Origin of the sequence: Leisingera sp. ANG-M1 (assembly GCF_000813745.1) — a bacterium.
Classification (GTDB): Bacteria; Pseudomonadota; Alphaproteobacteria; order Rhodobacterales; family Rhodobacteraceae; genus Leisingera.
Genome location: NZ_JWLC01000027.1, coordinates 155,783 through 172,614, shown reverse-complemented (window position 1 = coordinate 172,614; position 16,832 = coordinate 155,783). Strand labels below are relative to the sequence as shown.

The 16,832-nt window shown below is 64.1% G+C and carries 13 protein-coding genes; 4 read left to right on the top strand and 9 right to left on the bottom strand.

What is annotated here, in order from left to right; all coding sequences use genetic code 11:
* Positions 1-198: 198 nt before the first annotated feature.
* From mraY to RA19_RS22575, 8 genes are all read right to left on the bottom strand, one after another.
* Positions 199-1,281 carry a phospho-N-acetylmuramoyl-pentapeptide-transferase gene (gene mraY / locus RA19_RS22610; protein WP_039167231.1) on the bottom strand — a complete coding sequence of 361 codons (1,083 nt, stop codon included), beginning with the start codon at positions 1,279-1,281 and terminating at the stop codon, positions 199-201.
* 30 nt (positions 1,282-1,311) lie between these two features.
* Positions 1,312-2,703 carry a UDP-N-acetylmuramoyl-tripeptide--D-alanyl-D-alanine ligase gene (locus RA19_RS22605; protein WP_039167228.1) on the bottom strand — a complete coding sequence of 464 codons (1,392 nt, stop codon included), beginning with the start codon at positions 2,701-2,703 and terminating at the stop codon, positions 1,312-1,314.
* The gene (locus tag RA19_RS22600; protein ID WP_039167226.1) at positions 2,700-4,199 is read right to left on the bottom strand and encodes a UDP-N-acetylmuramoyl-L-alanyl-D-glutamate--2,6-diaminopimelate ligase; all 1,500 of its coding nucleotides are present in this window, start codon (positions 4,197-4,199) and stop codon (positions 2,700-2,702) included. Before RA19_RS22600 ends, RA19_RS22605 begins: the two co-directional genes overlap by 4 nt.
* A 31-nt stretch (positions 4,200-4,230) precedes the next feature.
* On the bottom strand, positions 4,231-6,015 hold the full coding sequence (locus RA19_RS22595) for a peptidoglycan D,D-transpeptidase FtsI family protein (RefSeq protein WP_039167223.1): 1,785 nt from the start codon (positions 6,013-6,015) through the stop codon (positions 4,231-4,233).
* Positions 6,012-6,362, bottom strand: a complete 351-nt coding sequence (gene ftsL / locus RA19_RS22590; RefSeq protein WP_039131818.1) for a cell division protein FtsL — start codon at positions 6,360-6,362, stop codon at positions 6,012-6,014. Before ftsL ends, RA19_RS22595 begins: the two co-directional genes overlap by 4 nt.
* Positions 6,359-7,351, bottom strand: coding sequence for a 16S rRNA (cytosine(1402)-N(4))-methyltransferase RsmH (rsmH, locus tag RA19_RS22585; RefSeq protein ID WP_039167220.1), 993 nt, complete (start codon positions 7,349-7,351; stop codon positions 6,359-6,361). The genes ftsL and rsmH overlap by 4 nt, the downstream gene beginning before the upstream one ends.
* A gap of 3 nt (positions 7,352-7,354) precedes the next feature.
* Positions 7,355-7,858, bottom strand: a complete 504-nt coding sequence (gene mraZ, locus RA19_RS22580; RefSeq protein WP_082020649.1) for a division/cell wall cluster transcriptional repressor MraZ — start codon at positions 7,856-7,858, stop codon at positions 7,355-7,357.
* A gap of 825 nt (positions 7,859-8,683) precedes the next feature.
* On the bottom strand, positions 8,684-9,748 hold the full coding sequence (locus tag RA19_RS22575) for an Mrp/NBP35 family ATP-binding protein (protein WP_039167214.1): 1,065 nt from the start codon (positions 9,746-9,748) through the stop codon (positions 8,684-8,686).
* Between the two features lie 357 nt (positions 9,749-10,105).
* Between RA19_RS22575 and RA19_RS22570 the strand changes: the two genes are divergently transcribed.
* From RA19_RS22570 to RA19_RS22560, 3 genes are all read left to right on the top strand, one after another.
* Positions 10,106-10,315, top strand: a complete 210-nt coding sequence (locus tag RA19_RS22570; RefSeq protein WP_039167212.1) for a DUF1127 domain-containing protein — start codon at positions 10,106-10,108, stop codon at positions 10,313-10,315.
* A gap of 311 nt (positions 10,316-10,626) precedes the next feature.
* Entirely contained in the window at positions 10,627-11,415 is a 789-nt protein-coding gene (locus RA19_RS22565) for a phosphodiesterase (RefSeq protein ID WP_039167210.1), read from the top strand.
* Positions 11,416-12,279 (top strand): EamA family transporter, encoded by an 864-nt coding sequence (locus RA19_RS22560; protein ID WP_039167208.1) that lies wholly within the window; start codon positions 11,416-11,418, stop codon positions 12,277-12,279.
* Between the two features lie 155 nt (positions 12,280-12,434).
* Here the strand turns inward: RA19_RS22560 and RA19_RS22555 are convergent, their stop codons facing one another.
* Positions 12,435-14,792, bottom strand: a complete 2,358-nt coding sequence (locus RA19_RS22555; RefSeq protein WP_039167206.1) for an ATP-dependent helicase — start codon at positions 14,790-14,792, stop codon at positions 12,435-12,437.
* A 269-nt stretch (positions 14,793-15,061) separates the two neighbouring features.
* Here RA19_RS22555 and RA19_RS22550 point away from each other — a divergent pair, with 269 nt between their 5' ends.
* Positions 15,062-16,804, top strand: a complete 1,743-nt coding sequence (locus RA19_RS22550) for a sensor domain-containing diguanylate cyclase (protein ID WP_446720304.1) — start codon at positions 15,062-15,064, stop codon at positions 16,802-16,804.
* Positions 16,805-16,832: the final 28 nt, after the last annotated feature.

Sequence of the window (16,832 nt, the reverse complement as noted above, 5' to 3'; positions counted from 1 at the left end):
GTGCAGAGCGGGTCCGCAAAAGGCCGATAGACGGGCATGGCTGCTGACAACAGCCGTCCGGTGCTCCGCTCCCTTGGCGGCGCCGCCTTCCTTATCAAAGAAAAACCGCCCAGAGCCTCAGCCCCGAGCGGTTCAAAACAGCAACAACACCCTGAACCGCTCCGCCAAAGAAACGGCGCGGCGGCCACACTGCGTGGCTCAGCGCACTTTCAGCGTCGCCAGGCCGATCATCGCCAGGATCAGCGAGATGATCCAGAAGCGGATCACAATCTGCGGCTCGGCCCAGCCCTTCTTCTCGTAATGGTGATGGATCGGCGCCATCAGGAAGACCCGCTTGCCGGTACGCTTGAAATAAAGCACCTGGATGATCACCGACAGCGCCTCAACCACAAACAGGCCGCCGACGATAGCCAGCACCAGCTCGTGCTTGGTGGCCACCGCAATGGCGCCCAAGGCACCGCCCAGGGCCAGCGATCCAGTGTCGCCCATGAAAACGGCGGCCGGCGGCGCGTTGTACCACAGGAAGCCGAGGCCCGCGCCGAACAGCGCGGCGGTGAAGATCAGGATCTCACCGGTGCCCGGCACGTAATGCACGTCCAGATATTCGGTGAAGTCGACCCGGCCCACCGCATAGGCAATGACACCCAGGGTGCCCGCCGCAATCATCGAGGGCATGATGGCGAGCCCGTCCAGGCCATCGGTCAGGTTCACCGCATTGGCCGCGCCGACGATGACGCAGATCGAGAACGGCACATAGAAGATTCCGAGGTTGATCAGAGTATCCTTGAACACCGGCAGCGCCAGCTGGTTCTGCAAAGGCTCCGGGTGATAGGCGGCGGCCCAAAGCGATGCGGTCACGGCAATCAGCACCCCCAGCATCAGCCGCACCTTGCCCGGCACGCCTTTGGTGTTCTGCTTGGATACCTTGGCATAGTCATCGGCAAAACCAATAAGCCCGTAAGCCAAGGTGACAAACAGCACCAGCCAGACAAAGGGGTTGTCCCAGCGCGCCCACAACAGCGTCGCGGTCAGCAGGGCGCCCACAATCAGCAGCCCGCCCATGGTGGGCGTGCCTGCCTTGGAGAAATGCCCCTCCGGCCCGTCATCGCGGATCGGCTGGCCCTTGCCCTGGCGTTTGCGCAGCACGTTGATCAGCGGCTTGCCGAACAGGAAGCCGAAGATCAGCGCGGTCATAAAGGCGCCGCCTGCGCGGAAGGTGATATAGCGGAAGAGGTTGAAAACATCCCCCCCGTCCGACAAAGCGGTCAGCCAATAGAGCATTGTGCCCTTCCCCCGATCCTTATGGGTTATTCAAGATTTGGGGCCGGAGTGGCCCATTTCGCGGATGCCGTCAACAATCTTGGCCAGCGCCATGCTGAGCGACCCTTTGGCCAGCACCACGTCGCCGCCCCTGATTTCCCCTGCCAGACCCGGCACCGCCTCGGCGCTGGTTTCATACCAGCCGCCGCGTTTTTCCTCCGGCAGCGCGCTGTGCAGCGCCCGCATCAGCGGGCCGATGCAGTGGATCTTGCCGATGCCCTGCACCGCCTCCAGCTCCGCCAGCCCGGCGTGCAGCGCCTCTTCCTCAGGCCCCAGTTCCTTCATGTCGCCAATGTAGGCGATCCTGCGGCCTTCGCCCGGAGTCGCCGCCAGCACCGCCAGTGCCGCCCCCATCGAGGTCGGGTTGGCGTTGTAACTGTCGTCCAGCAGCGTGATCTCGCCGCCCGCCAGCCGGATGGTTTCGCGCAGGCCGCGGCCCTTCACCGGAGACCAAAGCGCCAGGCTCTCCACCGCCTTGACCAGATCTGCGCCAAGCGCCTCGACACAGGCCAGCGCGCCCAAAGCATTCATCGCAAAATGCGCGCCAAGCGATTGAATATGCAACTCAACCTCCCGGCCTGCCGCCGTGGCGCGGGCGACGGTTTCTTCACCCTCGATGCCGGCAGAGTGCAGCTTATAATCATCTGCGTTTTCACCGAACCAGCGGGCGTCAGCCCCCAGCTCCGCAGCCACGCCGCGCAGTACATGCGCCTCGGCAATATCCGCATTCAGAACCGCCACGCCGCCGGGCTCCAGCCCTTCCATGATTGCCGCCTTCTCAGCCGCGATGCCTTCGACGCTGTCAAACGCCTCCAGATGCACGGCGGCCACCGTGGTCACCATCGCCACATGCGGACGCGCCTGTTTGGCCAGCGGCGCGATCTCGCCAGGGTGGTTCATACCGATCTCGATCACCGCAAATTCGGTGTCGCGCGGCATCCGCGCCAGCGTCAGCGGCACCCCCCAATGGTTGTTGTAGCTGGCCACCGCCGCATGGGTGCGGCCTTGATCCGACAGCATCCGCGCCAGCATTTCCTTGGTCGAGGTTTTGCCAACCGATCCGGTGACCGCGACAACCTTGGCATCGGTGCGGGCCCGCGACGCCCGGCCCAGGGCCTCCAGTCCCGCTTGCACGTCGTCAACAATCAACAAGGGCGCATCGTCCGGGACGCCCTCAGGAATCCGGGAAACCAGTGCAGCGCCCGCGCCCTTCTCCAAGGCCTGCGCCACGAAGTCATGGCCGTCACGGGCGGCCTTCAGCGCCACAAACATGTCGCCGGGTTCAATGGTGCGGGTGTCGATCGACATCCCCGTCACAGCCCAATCGCCCTGCGCCCGCCCGCCGGTGGCGGCGGCGGCCTCGCTTGCGGTCCAAAGGGTCATGCCAGCCTCCCGTCCAGTGCAGCCACGGCAATGCTGGCCTGTTCCACATCGTCAAAAGGCAGCACCGTGTCGCCCACAGTCTGGCCGGTCTCATGCCCCTTGCCGCAGACGATCAGCGCATCACCGGCCTGCAGCATGTCAGCGCCGCGCAAGATTGCCTCCGCGCGGTCGCCGATTTCGATACAGTCCGGCGCGCCGCCCTTGACCGCGGCGCGGATAATGGCCGGGTCCTCGCTGCGGGGATTGTCGTCTGTCACGATCACGACATCCGCATTGTCATGCGCCGCCTGCCCCATTAAGGGCCGCTTGGTGGTGTCGCGGTCGCCGCCGGCACCCACGATAGCAATCAGCCGGCCCAGCACATGCGGGCGCAGGGCCTTGATGGCGCTGGCGACCGCATCGGGCGTGTGGGCGTAGTCAACAAAGACGGCTGAGCCGTTGTCGCGCTCCGCCGCCAGCTGCATCCGGCCGCGCACGGTGGTGAGATGCGGCAGGGTTTCAAAGACCCGCTCCGGGTCCTCGCCGCCGGCAATCACCAGCCCGCAGGCGAGCAAAACGTTTTCCGCTTGGAAACCGCCGATCAGGTTCAGCCGCACCTGATACGGCTTGTCATGCCAAGAAAACCGCAGATCCTGCCCGGTGCCGTCAAAGCGCAGGCCCAGCAGGCTCAGATCGCCAAGCCCCCGGCCGACGCTGATCACCTCCTGACCGCGGGCAGCAGCCACTGCGCGCATCTCGGCGCCGCGGGGATCGTTCATGTTGATGACCGCGACGCCCTCCTCCGGCAGCACCCGGCGGAACAGGCCTGCCTTGGCGGTGAAATAGGCTTCAAACGTCTCGTGGTAGTCCAAGTGGTCCTGGGTGAAATTGGTGAAACCCGCCGCGGCCAGCTGCACCCCGTCCAGACGCCGCTGGTCAAGACCATGCGAGGAGGCCTCCATCGCTGCATGGGTGACACCCGCGGCGGCGGCCTCAGCCAAGGCGCGGTGCAGGGTGATCGGCTCCGGCGTGGTATGCGCCAGCGGATAGGCCCAGGCGCCTTCGATGCCGGTGGTGCCCATGTTGACGGCCTGGTGGCCCAGCTCCATCCAGATCTGACGCACGAAAGTCGCGACCGAGGTTTTGCCATTGGTGCCGGTCACCGCGACCACGGTCTGCGGCTGGCCGCCGAACCAGAGCGCGGCGGCATAGGCCAGCGCCTGGCGCGGGTCCTCGACCACCACCAGCGCGGCGTGGCTTTCCTCCAGAACCTTGGCGGCAATCTCGGCCCCTGCGGCATCGGTCAGCACCGCCGTGGCGCCCTTTTCCAGCGCGCCGGGGATGAACTTGGCGCCATGCACTTGGCTGCCGGGAAGTGCTGCGAACAGATACCCTTCACGCACCTCGCGGCTGTCCACCGCAATGCCGCTGATCTCTGGATCGGCGCCGCCGCGAGCGGTCAGCCCCAATTGGCTCAGTCTCAATTGGTTCTGGGGCTGGTCTGGTCTGCTGCTCATGGCGGCCCTCTGCCTGGTTCAGTTTCCTGGTTCAGTTCGAGGTGAGGGTTATACCAGTCACCTCTGGGGGTTCAACTTGCGGACGCAGGCCCAGGAGCGGCGCGACGCGGCCGATCATTTCAGCGGCCACCGGGGTGGCGGTCCAGCCGGCAGTGCGGCGTTCTTCGCCATGGGCGATGATGGAGGGTTCGTCCAGCGTCACGATCAGTACGTATTTTGGGTCATGTGCCGGGAAAATAGAGGCAAAAGTGGCGATCACCTTGTCATCGTAGTAGCCGCCGCGGGGCTTGGGCTTGTCTGCGGTGCCGGTCTTGCCGCCCACCTGATAGCCTTCAACCTCGGCAAAGGACGCGGTGCCCTCGCTGACCACCTTGCGCAACATCTTGCGCGCGGCCTCGGCGGAGGCCGCGCTCATCACCCGTTCGCCCAGCTGCGGGCCGCGCTGTTTCAGAATCGTCGGCGCCACGTAGCGGCCGCCGTTGGCCACCGCCGCGTAGCCCGCTGCCAGATGCATCGGCGTGGTGGAAATGCCGTGGCCGTAGGAAATAGTCATCGCCGACAGCTCCGACCAGTTCGGCGGCAGCAGAGGCTTGCCGCCTGCGGCCTCGGAGATTTCAAACGGGGTTGGCTCCAGCATGCCCATCGCGTCGAGGAAGGACTTCTGCCGCTCCACCCCGATCTGCTGCGCCAGCCGGGCGGTGCCGATGTTGGAGGATTTGACGATGATCTTGGTCACCGACATCTCGTTGCCGTAGTGGCGGAAATCGCGGATCGCAAAGCGGCCCCAGCGCAGCGGGCCGCGGGTGTCGATCACGGTGTCGGCGTTGACCAGGCCCAAATCCATCGCCTGCGCGGCGGTGAAGATCTTGAAGGTCGAGCCGAGTTCATAGACCCCCTGCACCGCGCGGTTGAACAGCGGGCTGGCGGAAGGGTCAAAGCCGGAGGTCGGCGGGCGCGGGCGGTCGTTGGGGTCGAAGTCCGGGAAGGAGACCACCGAGATCACCTCGCCGGTGTGCGCATCCATCAGGATCGAAGTGGCGCCCTTGGCGTTCATCAGCTTCATGCCGCCGTAAAGCACTTGCTCAGCCGCGGCCTGCACGGTGAGGTCCAGCGACAGCTGCAAGGGCTTGCCCGCATTGCCGGGATCGCGCAGGTAATCGTCAAACTGGCGCTCGACACCGGCCACGCCAATCACTTCCGCCGCGTTCACGCCCTCCTTGCCGAAACCGGCGCCGCCCAGCACATGGGCCGCGAGGCTGCCATTCGGATAAAGCCGCATTTCACGCGGGCCGAACAACAGGCCGGGATCGCCGATGTCATGCACCGCCTGCAATTGCTCGGGGCTGATTTTCTTCTTCACCCACAGGAACTTGCGCTTTCCGGTGAAATCCTTGGTGAGCTGCTCCAGATCGAGATCCGGGAAGATTTCCACCAGCTTTTGCGCGGCGCCGACCGGATCAATCATCTGCGGCGGCTGGGCATAAAGGGAATGGGTCTCAAAGTTCGTTGCCAACAGGCGGCCGTTACGGTCGACGATGTCGGCGCGCTGCGCAGCGATGGCGCTGCCGGGGACGCTGGCGACAGGCTCGGCGGGCTCGGACACAGCCGTCATGCCCATGCGGGTGGCGATGGTGCCAAAGGCAAAGAGGAAGAACAGGCCCAGCACCAGAAGGCGCCCTTCGGAGCGCTGGCGCGCCTGCACCTGCATCTCCTGATGGCGCAGAGAGATGTTGTCCTTCTCGATCTGATCCGGGTTCCCGCCGGTGGCGCGGGCGTGCAGGATCCGGGCCAGCGGGCGCAGCGGGGTGCGGATCATGGATAGTCCTCCGCATTGAGGCCCGAGACTTCAACGCCGTTGGTGATCTCCAGCTCCGGCGGCGCCGGGTAAGAGACCTCATCCACGCGGCCGAACTGGTCGGGGCGCAGCGGCAACAGGCCGAGGCTTTCGAAGTTGATCTCTGCCAGTTCGCGCAGGCGCTGCGGGCGGTTGAGGTAAGCCCATTCGGCGCGCAGCACGCCCAGGCGGACCTGGGCAGCGCCGATTTCACGCTGCAGCTGGCGGGTTTCCTTCAGCACCTGCTGGGTGGCGTAGTTTTCGCGGTAGGCCCAGAAGGCCAGGCCAAAGACGGCAAGACAGGTTGCGATGTAAAGCAGCGTCTTCATTTGCGCGCCTCTTTCAGCTGCGGCATTCCAAGCTCCTTGGCCGAGATCGGCCCCGGTTCCGCATCCGTGCGGCGCCCGACCCGCAGGCGGGCGGAACGGGCGCGCGGGTTTTCGGCCAGCTCCTGATCGTCCGGGCCAACCGCCTTGCGGGTGACCAGTTCGAACTGCGACGGCGTCTCTGCCTGTTCCGGTGCATAGCGGTTGGCGCGGCCGGTTTTGCCTGCGCGGTGCTGGAAGAAGCGTTTGACCATGCGGTCTTCAACCGAGTGGAAGGTGACCACCGCCAGCAGCCCGCCGGGCTTCAGCGCACGCTCGGCGGCCAGCAGGCCCTCGAACAGCTCGTCATATTCGGCGTTCACTGCGATGCGCAGGCCCTGGAAGCTGCGGGTCGCGGGGTGCGACTGGCCGGGCTTGGGGCGCGGCAGGCAGCTCTCGATGATGCCCGCAAGGCGCAGGGTGGTGGTGATGGGTTCGATTGTGCGTTCCTTGACAATCGCCTTGGCAATGCGGCGGCTGGCGCGCTCTTCGCCGTAGTGGAACAGGATGTCGGCGATCTGCGCCTCGGTGAGTTCGGCGATCAGGTCGGCGGCGGACGGACCGGACTGCGACATGCGCATGTCCAAAGGGCCGTCTTTCATAAAGGAGAAGCCCCGTTCGGCCAGGTCCAGCTGCATGGAAGAGACGCCAAGGTCCAGCACCACCCCGTCGAGGTCCTGCGCATATTCATCCATGCGGGAGAACACACCGGGCTGCAGGATCAGGCGGTCGCCGTAGTCCCCTGTCCAAGGTTTTGCGAGTTCAAAAGCGAGCGGATCGCGGTCAACGCCGGTGACTTCATCAGCACCCGCCTCCAGCAGGCCGCGGGTATAGCCCCCTGCCCCGAAGGTGCCATCCAGCCAGCGGCCCGAAACGGGGGCCACGGCTGCAAGCAGCGGGCGGAGAAGAACCGGGATGTGGGGACCATTGGCAGCTTCTTGGTCCTGAGTCATTGTTTAAGCGCCCCCAGCGCCGTCTAGGAATTCCATCGGATCGAAGTCCTCGGGCAGGTCTTCCATCCATTCTTCGGCCTTGGCCAGCTCTTCTTCCTCATAGGTCTCGGGCTTCCAGATCTGGAAGGTGTCGCCCGCGGCGATGAAGAAGGCCTCGGCATCGAGGTCGATTTTCTGGCGCAGCTTGGCGGGCAGGACCAGGCGGCCGGTCTCGTCGACATTGGTCGGGAAGGACTGGCCGTGGAACATCCGCTGCAGCATCTTGCGCTGCATCGAGCCGCGCGGGAGCTGGTCGATCTTGGCGTCGACCTCCTCGATCGCCTCGATAGTATAGCATTCCAGGAAGTTGCGGCGCTTGTCGCCGTAGACGATCACCAGTTCCGGGTTCTGGCCCGGCTGCCAGTTGGGATCGGCGGCCTCGAGCACACGGCGAAAGGAAGCGGGAATCGAGACCCGCCCCTTTGTGTCCACCTTATGGTGGCTTTCGCCTCTGAACCTGCGGCCCAAGTTACCGTCCTTTTCGCGTGTCCCTCGCGTTAATCCGTCCCCCAGAATGAAAAGGGGCGGGTTGATCTGCTGCCACTGATCAACCCGCCGCCTTGGCCCGCTTTGCGGGATGTCCGACTGCGCGCGCCACCTGGGGGGATGTCTGCTCGCCCGCGCGCCGGATCTCTTTGTTCGATGAAAGCGAAGGCCTGTATGAAACCTGCTCTTTTAGTTGGCTTGGGGTCGTTTGGCGCCCCGTCCCTCGTCTCATTCGATGAATTAGGGATACTATGGGAATTGATGGCCCTGCAACTGTTTTCTGCGGGAACCCGCCGAATCCTTGACAGGGATTCCGCAGATTCGAGAGGGATTCGGGGCAAAATCAGGGCAAAAATCCGGACTTGTTGTGATCACTCTCAGCCCAGACACTAGATATAGAGGCGAGTTGCGTCTGCAATTTTTTTCCCATAGTTTCCCACGATTCCGCCGAAAGACTCACGCATCCGGCAAAAGTTCCCCTTACGTTCACACGACAGGGCAAGTTCCGCTCTCAGGAATGCCCGTTAAAACCGTTTCAACACCTGCCGATTCGCAACTTCAAGGGGTGAGGTGCGGGATTTGGGCCATAATTTCCCATGGTACCCATGAATTCCCAGCCGTCCCGTGAATTCCCAGGCCTCCCATGCCACCCCAAACATCCCATGGTGTCCCGCGCCGGGCGCGGATCCCATTTGATCCCAAAACCGGCCGCCTTTCCCATTGGCGCCCATCTGAAGGCCCCGGAACGGAAAAAGCCCGCCAAAGCGGCGGGCCTTTGCACATATTATACAGGGGCGCCCGGAGACTTCAGGCCATGCCGCCCTTGACCAGGCCTTCGGCGATGCGGGCATAGGCCTGGGCCATGGCGCCCTCGCCTGCCGCAATAGGCGTGCCGCCGTCGCCGGCCAGACGGGTTTCCAGGTCGATCGGCAAAGCGCCCAGGAGCGGCAGGCCCAGAGTCTCGGCCTCAGCCGCAACGCCGCCGTGGCCGAAGATGTGATGCTCGCCGCCGCAATCGGGACAGGTGAAGAAGGACATATTCTCAATCAGCCCCAGCACCGGGGTTTTCAGGGTCTTGAACATGTCCATCGCCTTGCGCGCATCCAAGAGCGCCACGTCCTGCGGGGTGGAGACGACAATGGCGCCGGAGAGTTCGGCCTTGGTGCAGAGCGTCAGCTGCACGTCGCCGGTGCCAGGTGGCAGGTCGACGATCAGCACATCCAGCTCGCCCCAGTTCACCTGCCCCAGCATCTGCTGCAGCGCACCCATCAGCATGGGACCGCGCCAGACCACCGCCTTGCCTTCCTCCAGCATGAAACCGATCGACATCAGGGTGACGCCATGGGCGTGCAGCGGCTTGATGATCTTGCCGTCGGGGCTGGCGGGGCGGCCCTTGGCGCCCATCATGCGGGGCTGGGAGGGGCCGTAGATGTCGGCGTCCAGCAGGCCCACCCTGCGGCCCTGTTTGGCCAGAGCCACTGCGAGGTTGGAAGAGACAGTGGATTTGCCCACCCCGCCCTTGCCGGAGGCAATGGCCAGGATGCGCTTGACGCCGGAGGGCTTCAACGGCTCCGCCTGCGGCTTGGGATGGCCGCCGACCTTGAGGCTGGGCGCGGGCTGCTGCGGTGCATGTGCGGTGAGCGCGGCGGAGACGGTCTCGACGCCGTCGAGCGACAGGACTGCCGCTTCAGCGGCCTTGCGCAGCGGCTCCATCAGCTTGGCGATCTCGGGGCTTGGCGCTTCGATCACAAAACTTACTTTGCCGCCCTCGATGCGCAGCGCCCGCAGCATGTCGCGCGACACCAGGGTGCCGCCGTCCGGCAGGGCCAGCCGCTCCAGTGCCGCGTGAATCTGTTCCTTTGTGGCCGCCATGACTGCTCTCCTGCGTGTTGTCCGGCACATATATATGCAGCGGTTTCCCGCCTTGGAACCCGCCTTGCAGGATTGCCGCAGGCGCCGGGGCGGAACAGGGATTTGCGCAGCGGTCAACAGCATGCCGCCCAGCCATGCGCGGCAAGCGGGTCTGTGCTGCGAAATTATACAAATGCTTAAGGAGGTGCGGAAAATATTGTCCTTTTCCAGCTACATACAAGATCCGCACCCATGCAAATGCTGCATAGCAGCAATGACGAAGCACGGGATTGCGCCCAGCAGCGGGATGCCTAAATTACCCCTCAAGCAAGCGCTGATGCAGCGCAGGACGAGACGGTTAGACGAAGGAACAGACCCATGGCAGCAGCACATCAGATCTCCGCGGTGAACGTGGCATCCCCGGTGGGCCTGCTGGATGCGCTGCTGGTCAAGTTTGTCCGCTACCGCCTGTACCGCCAGACCGTCAACGAGCTGTCGGCACTGTCGGGCCGCGAGCTGGCCGACCTGGGCCTGAACCGCTCGGAAATCAAGCGCGTCGCCTATCAGGCGGCCTACGAGAACAACTGATAGAGATCAGGCTCTTTCTCCTCCTCCCTTGAAGAGCCTGTCTTACGCGGCAGCATCCTCCTCCTCCCTGATGCTGCCGCACCCTATACCGGCCAAGAGCCGGGTTCGGATCACCGGGATCTCCTCCTCCCTGTTTCCCGGTGTTTGACAGAACGGCGGCGCCCCTCCTCCTCCCTGGGCGCCGCCGTTTTTGTTTCCGCCTTCAAGATTTGTCGCTCCGCTACAAGTTTGGCGGCGGTTTCCTGTTATCGGGCGGCGGCGCTTGCTGGTTCTATTGTCCGGACGGACAGCAGGCTTAGCAGGATAGTGCCATGAAGTTCATCCACCTCACCGATATTCACCTGACGCGCCCCGGTGCCATGCTCAACGGCGGCGACCCGGCGGCGAATCTGTCGCGGGTGCTGGCCGATGTTGCCGCGTGGCACCGCGATGCCGCCTTTTGCGTGATCTCCGGCGATCTGGCCGATGAGGGCGATCCGGAGGCCTATGGCTGGCTGCAGGAGCAGCTGCAGGCGTTTCCGCTGCCGGTGTTTCTGATGCTGGGCAACCACGACGTGCGGGAGAGGTTCCTGGAGGTGTTCCCGGAGCATCCGCGCGACGCAAACGGGTTTATCCAGTACAGCCATGCAGCCGGGGGCGCGAAATTTGTGTTCCTCGACACGCTGACCGGAGGTCCTGGCGTGCATGACGGTGAGTTGTGTGCGGACCGGCTGGCCTGGCTGGAGGCGGAGCTAGAACAGGCGGGCGATGCGCCGGTGTTCCTGTTTATGCACCACCCGCCGTTTGATATCGGCCTGCCTTATGTGGATGATATCAAGCTGCGCGGTCCCGAGGCGTTTTATGCGGCTCTGCAGAAGGGCCGGAACATCCGGCACATCTTTTACGGCCATATCCACCGGATCACCTATGTGAACTGGCGCGGCTATCCGTTCACCTCGCTGCCGAGCACCAACCACCAGATCCCGCTGGTGCCGGAACGGGTTGGCACGGATTACAGTGTCGAGCCGCTGGCCTACAGCGTGGTGCAGCTGAGCGAGGATCAGGTCACGGTGCATTTCGATGCCTATCTGGACCGCCCGGGCCAAACGGCAGGCGGCTGAGTGGCGCTGCTTTGGATCCTGCTGGTTCTGCTGTCAGCAGTCTCGCATCCGCTGCGGGATCTGACCCTGAAAGGCGTGGCGCATCCGGTGTCCTGCTACACCGGCGTGTGCCTCTCCTGGGTGGTGTTTGCGGGCGTGCATATGATGTTGGCCGGGCACAGCACCGCCCTGCCCGCCGGGGTCTGGCCGCTGGTGCTGGTCTCGGCGCTGGGGCTGACGGTTTACTACTACGGCACGCTGTCGGCGCTGCGGCGGGGGAACCTGTCGGCCTATTACCCGATCGTGCGGTCCTCGCCGCTGGCGATCGCTGCTTTCAGCTGGCTGGCGCTGAACCAGAGCTATTCCGGCGCGGCGCTGCTGGGGATGGGGCTGATTATCTGGGCCGGGCTGATGGTTCAAAAGGGCAACGGGCGGCTGCTGGATGATCCGCGCGCCTTTGCCATGGCGGTGATGGCGATGCTGGGCTCGGCTGCCTATTCGATATCGGATGCGGCCGCCATGCAAGGTGCCGCCAGCGCGCCGTTTCTGTTCTGGACCTATATCCTGGTGACGCTGGCAATGGGGGCTTTGCGCGCTTGGGAGGACCGGGGGCAATCGGCACCGCTGCTGGGCGTGGTGCGCGGCTGGGCAGAGAACCCCTGGCGCATCCTGTTTGCGGGGCTTTCGTCCTACCTTTCCTACCTGCTGATCCTGCGGGTGTTCCAGCTGGGCGCGGAAGCCGCGGCTGTCAGTGCGGTGCGGCAAGTGTCGATCCCGGTGTCTGTGATCCTGGCGGCCCTGGTGCTGAAGGAGCCGCGCGGCCTCAGCCGCCTGGGCTGGGCCCTGCTGATTGCCATCGGCATTGCGATGATTGCAATGCGGTAGGACCGCCGCCCGGCACTTGCCCCGGAAAGTTGCGCATACCTTAGAGGGAGGGGTGGCGCGGGCGCCGCGGGCAGCTTTGCTGCCCGCGGCGCCCGCGCCCGGATCGGATCGCATAGCGATCCGATCCGCCGGCCTTGCCGGCGCAAACCGGCTGATCAGAAGGGCACGTCGTCGGTGGCCGAAACAAAACGGGCAACCACTTTCTTGGCGCCGGCCTTTTCGAAATCCACTTCCAGCTTGTCGCCCTCGATGCCGATGATGGCGCCATAGCCGAATTTCTGGTGAAATACCCGCTCGCCCAGAGTGAAGCTGGAAGTGGCCGTGAGATCGATCACCGAGTGCTTGCTCTCCTTGGGCTGCGACATGCCGTATTGCCCGGCCCGCGCCTGCATCCGTTTCCAGCCCGGGGAGTTGTAGCCGTCAGCCTGGGCCACCCGCTCGTCGATAGTCGACCGGACCTGCCCTGCCCCCGGAGCAGCCGCGCCGTAGCCTCCGCCATAGAGGCCCGGCGGGGTCAGCACTTCCACATGTTCCTCGGGCAGCTCATCAATGAAACGCGAGGGCAGCTGCGACTGCCATTGGCCGAACACCCGGCGGTTGCCGGCAAAGGAAATGGTGCAGATCTGCTCGGCCCTGGTGATGCCCACATAGGCCAGCCTGCGCTCTTCCTCGAGCCCCTTCTGGCCGCTTTCGTCCATCGAGCGCTGCGACGGGAACAGCCCGTCCTCCCAGCCCGGCAGGAACACCGCGGGGAATTCCAGGCCCTTGGCGGCGTGCAGGGTCATGATCGAGACCTTCTCGTCCGCGTCCTGCTTGTCGTTGTCCATGACCAGGCTGACGTGCTCCAGGAAGCCCTGCAGGTTCTCGAAGCTCTCCAGCGCCTTCACCAGTTCCTTGAGGTTTTCCAGACGGCCGGGCGAATCCGGGTTTTTGTCGTTCTGCCACATGGTTGTGTAGCCAGACTCGTCCAGGATGATTTCGGCCAGCTCCATATGGGTGACGTCCGCATCCCCCGCCATATGCCCCCAACGGGCAATGCCCTCGACCAGCTGGCGCAGGGCGCCGCCGCCCTTGCCCTTGATCTGGCCGCCTTCAACCGCAAGCCGGGCGCCTTCGACCAGCGAGACGCCGTTTTCGCGGGCGATGCCCTGGATAGTCTGCTGCGCCTTGTCGCCAAGGCCGCGCTTGGGGGTGTTGACGATGCGTTCAAACGCCAGGTCGTCGTCGGGCGAGACCACAACCCGGAAATAGGCCATGGCATCGCGGATCTCCATCCGCTCATAGAAGCGCGGGCCACCGATCACCCGGTATGGCAGACCGATGGTCAGGAAGCGGTCCTCGAAAGCACGCATCTGGTGCGAGGCACGCACCAGGATCGCCATGCTGTTGAGGCCAATCGGCGACTGGCCGCGGGTGCCGCGCTGCATGGCCTCGATTTCTTCACCGATCCAGCGGGCCTCTTCCTCGCCGTCCCAATGGCCGATCAGGCGGACCTTTTCACCTTCGCCTGCATCGGTCCACAGCTCCTTGCCCAGACGGCCGGCATTGCCGCGGATCACGTTCGAGGCCGCGGCCAGGATATGACCGGTGGAGCGGTAGTTCTGTTCCAGCCGCACCACCATGGCGCCGGGAAAGTCCTTTTCGAACCGCAGGATGTTGCCGACCTCGGCGCCGCGCCAGCCGTAGATCGACTGGTCGTCGTCGCCGACGCAGCAGACATTCTTATGCGCACCAGCCAAGAGCCGCAGCCAGAGGTACTGGGCGACGTTGGTATCCTGGTATTCGTCCACCATGATGTAGCGGAACCAGCGCTGGTACTGCTCCAGCACGTCGGGGTGGTTCTGGAAGATCGTCACCATGTGCAGCAGGAGATCGCCGAAATCCACCGCATTCAGTTCGCGCAGGCGGGTCTGATACTGGGCGTAGAACTCGGTGCCGCGGTTGTTATAGGCACCGGCATCGCATGCGGGTACTTTCTCGGGCGTCAGTGCCCGGTTCTTCCAGTCGTCGATGATGTTTGCCAGCATCCGCGCGGGCCAGCGCTTGTCGTCGATGCCTGCGGCCTGGATCAGCTGCTTCAGCAGGCGGATCTGGTCGTCGGTATCCAGAATGGTGAAGTTGGACTTCAGCCCCGCCAGCTCGGCGTGGCGGCGCAGCAGTTTCACGCAGATCGAGTGGAAGGTGCCGAGCCAGGGCATGCCCTCAACCGCCTGGCCAAGCATGCCGCCGACGCGCTCTTTCATCTCGCGGGCGGCCTTGTTGGTGAAGGTGACCGACAGAATCTCGTTCGGGCGCGCCCGGCCGGTGCTGAGGAGATGCACGATGCGGGTGGTCAGCGCCTTGGTTTTGCCGGTGCCGGCGCCGGCCAGCATCAGCACCGGACCGTCGAGGCATTCCACCGCCTCGCGCTGCGCCGGGTTCAGCGAGTCCAGATAAGGCATCGGCCGCGCTGCCATGGCGCGGGACGACAGCGATGCGCCCTCAAAGGCGTCCATTTCGTCAAAACTGCTCATGGCCGTGATCCTAGCGTGATTCAGCCCCGGCGGAAAGAGGACGTTCACACTCTGTTCCCGGCAATTTCCGGCTCTGGAACAGACAGTGCCCCATCCGCCGGACCCGAGGTATTTTAGTCAAGTTTTTCGGGCCTTTGCTACAGGTTAACGGTCCCGAAATCCCTCTGTGGCACAATCAGGAGGCTGCATCTCTGCGGCGCAACTCAATTTTTCAGGCCCCCGGAATGACCCCAAGCCTCAAAACCACAATTGCGGACAAGTTCCGCAGCATGACATTACTCTTCGTCCTGATTGCCGCTGCAGCCGCATCCGGCTGGGCGGTTTTCACCGTGCCCGAGCCGGTTGTCGACCGAATGCTGGAGGCCGACATCCGCAAGCAGGCCATTCATTGGCAGCGCCGGGTTCTGCTGCATATGCAGCACGCCGAAGAATCATTTGAAGAAGGCACCATTCAGCCGCATGACGCCCATATGCTGGAACTGGTGCCGCAGGAGTCGGATGTGTTCCGGTTCAGTCTGCTCACCACCGAAGGCCAGGTGTTCTGGTCGACGCGGAGCGAGGAGATCGGCGAATATGACGCCAATGAGTTCTTCTCGACCCATGTGGCACGCGGCAAAATCTACTATATGCATTCAACGGTGCCGGCCTACGAGGTCGACGGGTTTCCGCTGCAGTCCAGCGGCTATGACAGCAGCCTGACACGGGAAATTGCTCAGGTTTATTACCCGCTGACGCACAATGGCCATTTCGATGGCGCCATTGATTTCTACACCGATATCACCGAGCTGCGGCAGACATTTATCTACCGGGTGCGGATGTCGCTGATTGTCATGTCCTCTGTTGCGCTGCTGGCGATGGCCATTGCGGTACTGGTGGTGTTCAAGACCAACCGGATCCGGATGAACCAGCTGCGCGCGCGGGCGGCCAAGGACCAGGAGATCATGGCCAGCCAGATGCAGCTGGCACGCGAAGTGAAGCTGCTGGGCGAGCTGAACGAGTGGCTGCAGTCCTGCCGCACCCTGGATGAGCTGTTCAAAATGGTGTCGGAATTTATGAGCCATCTGCTGCCGGATGCCGAAGGCAGTATATATGTGTTCTCCAATTCGCGCGATGTGCTGGACGGCTGTGCCACCTGGAACGGCGGCACGCTGAAGGACCACATCCAGCCGGATGAATGCTGGGGGCTGCGCCGCGGCCGCACCTATGAGTTCGGTTCCACCGAAGTAGAGTTCACCTGCAACCATGCCGAACCGCATGACGGGCGGCCCTATTTCTGCTTTCCAATCCTCGCCCATGGCGAGACCGTCGGGCTGATGCATCTGCGGGCGATGCCGGCACGGGCGGGCGATTTCACCTCCTGCAAGCCGCTGGCGCAGATGTGCGCCGAGCAGATCTCGATGGCAATTGCCAATGTGCGGATGCGCGATCAGCTGCATGAGCAGTCGGTGCGCGACCCGCTCACCGGGCTGTTCAACCGCCGCCACATGAACGAGAGCCTGCGCAAATTCCTCAACAACAGCGAGCTGAACTGCAACCGGCTGAGCCTGATTGCCATCGACGTCGACCACTTCAAGAAGTTCAACGACAACCACGGCCATGATGCCGGCGACATGGTGCTGCGCGCGGTCAGCACCGTGCTGGAAAACGCCTGCGACGGCGACGAGGTGGCCTGCCGCCCCGGCGGCGAGGAGTTCACCCTGATCCTGCCCAGCGTCACGCCCGAGGATGCAATGACCCGGGCCGAGCTGCTGCGCCAGTCGGTGGAAGAGGTCACCGTGCGTTACGGCGAGAAAGCCCTGCCGGGCATCACGATTTCAGCCGGGGTGGCGCATTTCCCGGCCCACGGGCTGCTGCCGCAGGACCTGCTGCGGGTCGCCGACGAGGCGCTGTACGAGGCCAAGGCCAAGGGCCGCAACCAGGTCTGCGTGCTCGGCACAGGCAGAGACCGCGCCGCAACCTCCGGAAGCGATGAAACGGAACAACCGCCCGAGGACCGCCGCGCGGCCGGCTGATGCCGGCACGCGCAGGCCGCGAACTCCG

Excerpts from the sequence above, each read along its gene's own strand:
- RA19_RS22565 (WP_039167210.1), top strand. The coding sequence starts at position 10,627 with ATGAAGTTCATCCACCTCACCGATATTCACCTGACGCGCCCCGGTGCC.
- RA19_RS22575 (WP_039167214.1), bottom strand. The coding sequence starts at position 9,748 with ATGGCGGCCACAAAGGAACAGATTCACGCGGCACTGGAGCGGCTGGCC.
- RA19_RS22595 (WP_039167223.1), bottom strand. The coding sequence starts at position 6,015 with ATGATCCGCACCCCGCTGCGCCCGCTGGCCCGGATCCTGCACGCCCGC.
- RA19_RS22550 (WP_446720304.1), top strand. The coding sequence starts at position 15,062 with ATGACATTACTCTTCGTCCTGATTGCCGCTGCAGCCGCATCCGGCTGG.
- RA19_RS22605 (WP_039167228.1), bottom strand. The coding sequence starts at position 2,703 with ATGACCCTTTGGACCGCAAGCGAGGCCGCCGCCGCCACCGGCGGGCGG.
- rsmH (WP_039167220.1), bottom strand. The coding sequence starts at position 7,351 with ATGACTCAGGACCAAGAAGCTGCCAATGGTCCCCACATCCCGGTTCTT.
- ftsL (WP_039131818.1), bottom strand. The coding sequence starts at position 6,362 with ATGAAGACGCTGCTTTACATCGCAACCTGTCTTGCCGTCTTTGGCCTG.
- RA19_RS22555 (WP_039167206.1), bottom strand. The coding sequence starts at position 14,792 with ATGAGCAGTTTTGACGAAATGGACGCCTTTGAGGGCGCATCGCTGTCG.
- mraY (WP_039167231.1), bottom strand. The coding sequence starts at position 1,281 with ATGCTCTATTGGCTGACCGCTTTGTCGGACGGGGGGGATGTTTTCAAC.
- RA19_RS22570 (WP_039167212.1), top strand. The coding sequence starts at position 10,106 with ATGGCAGCAGCACATCAGATCTCCGCGGTGAACGTGGCATCCCCGGTG.
- RA19_RS22600 (WP_039167226.1), bottom strand. The coding sequence starts at position 4,199 with ATGAGCAGCAGACCAGACCAGCCCCAGAACCAATTGAGACTGAGCCAA.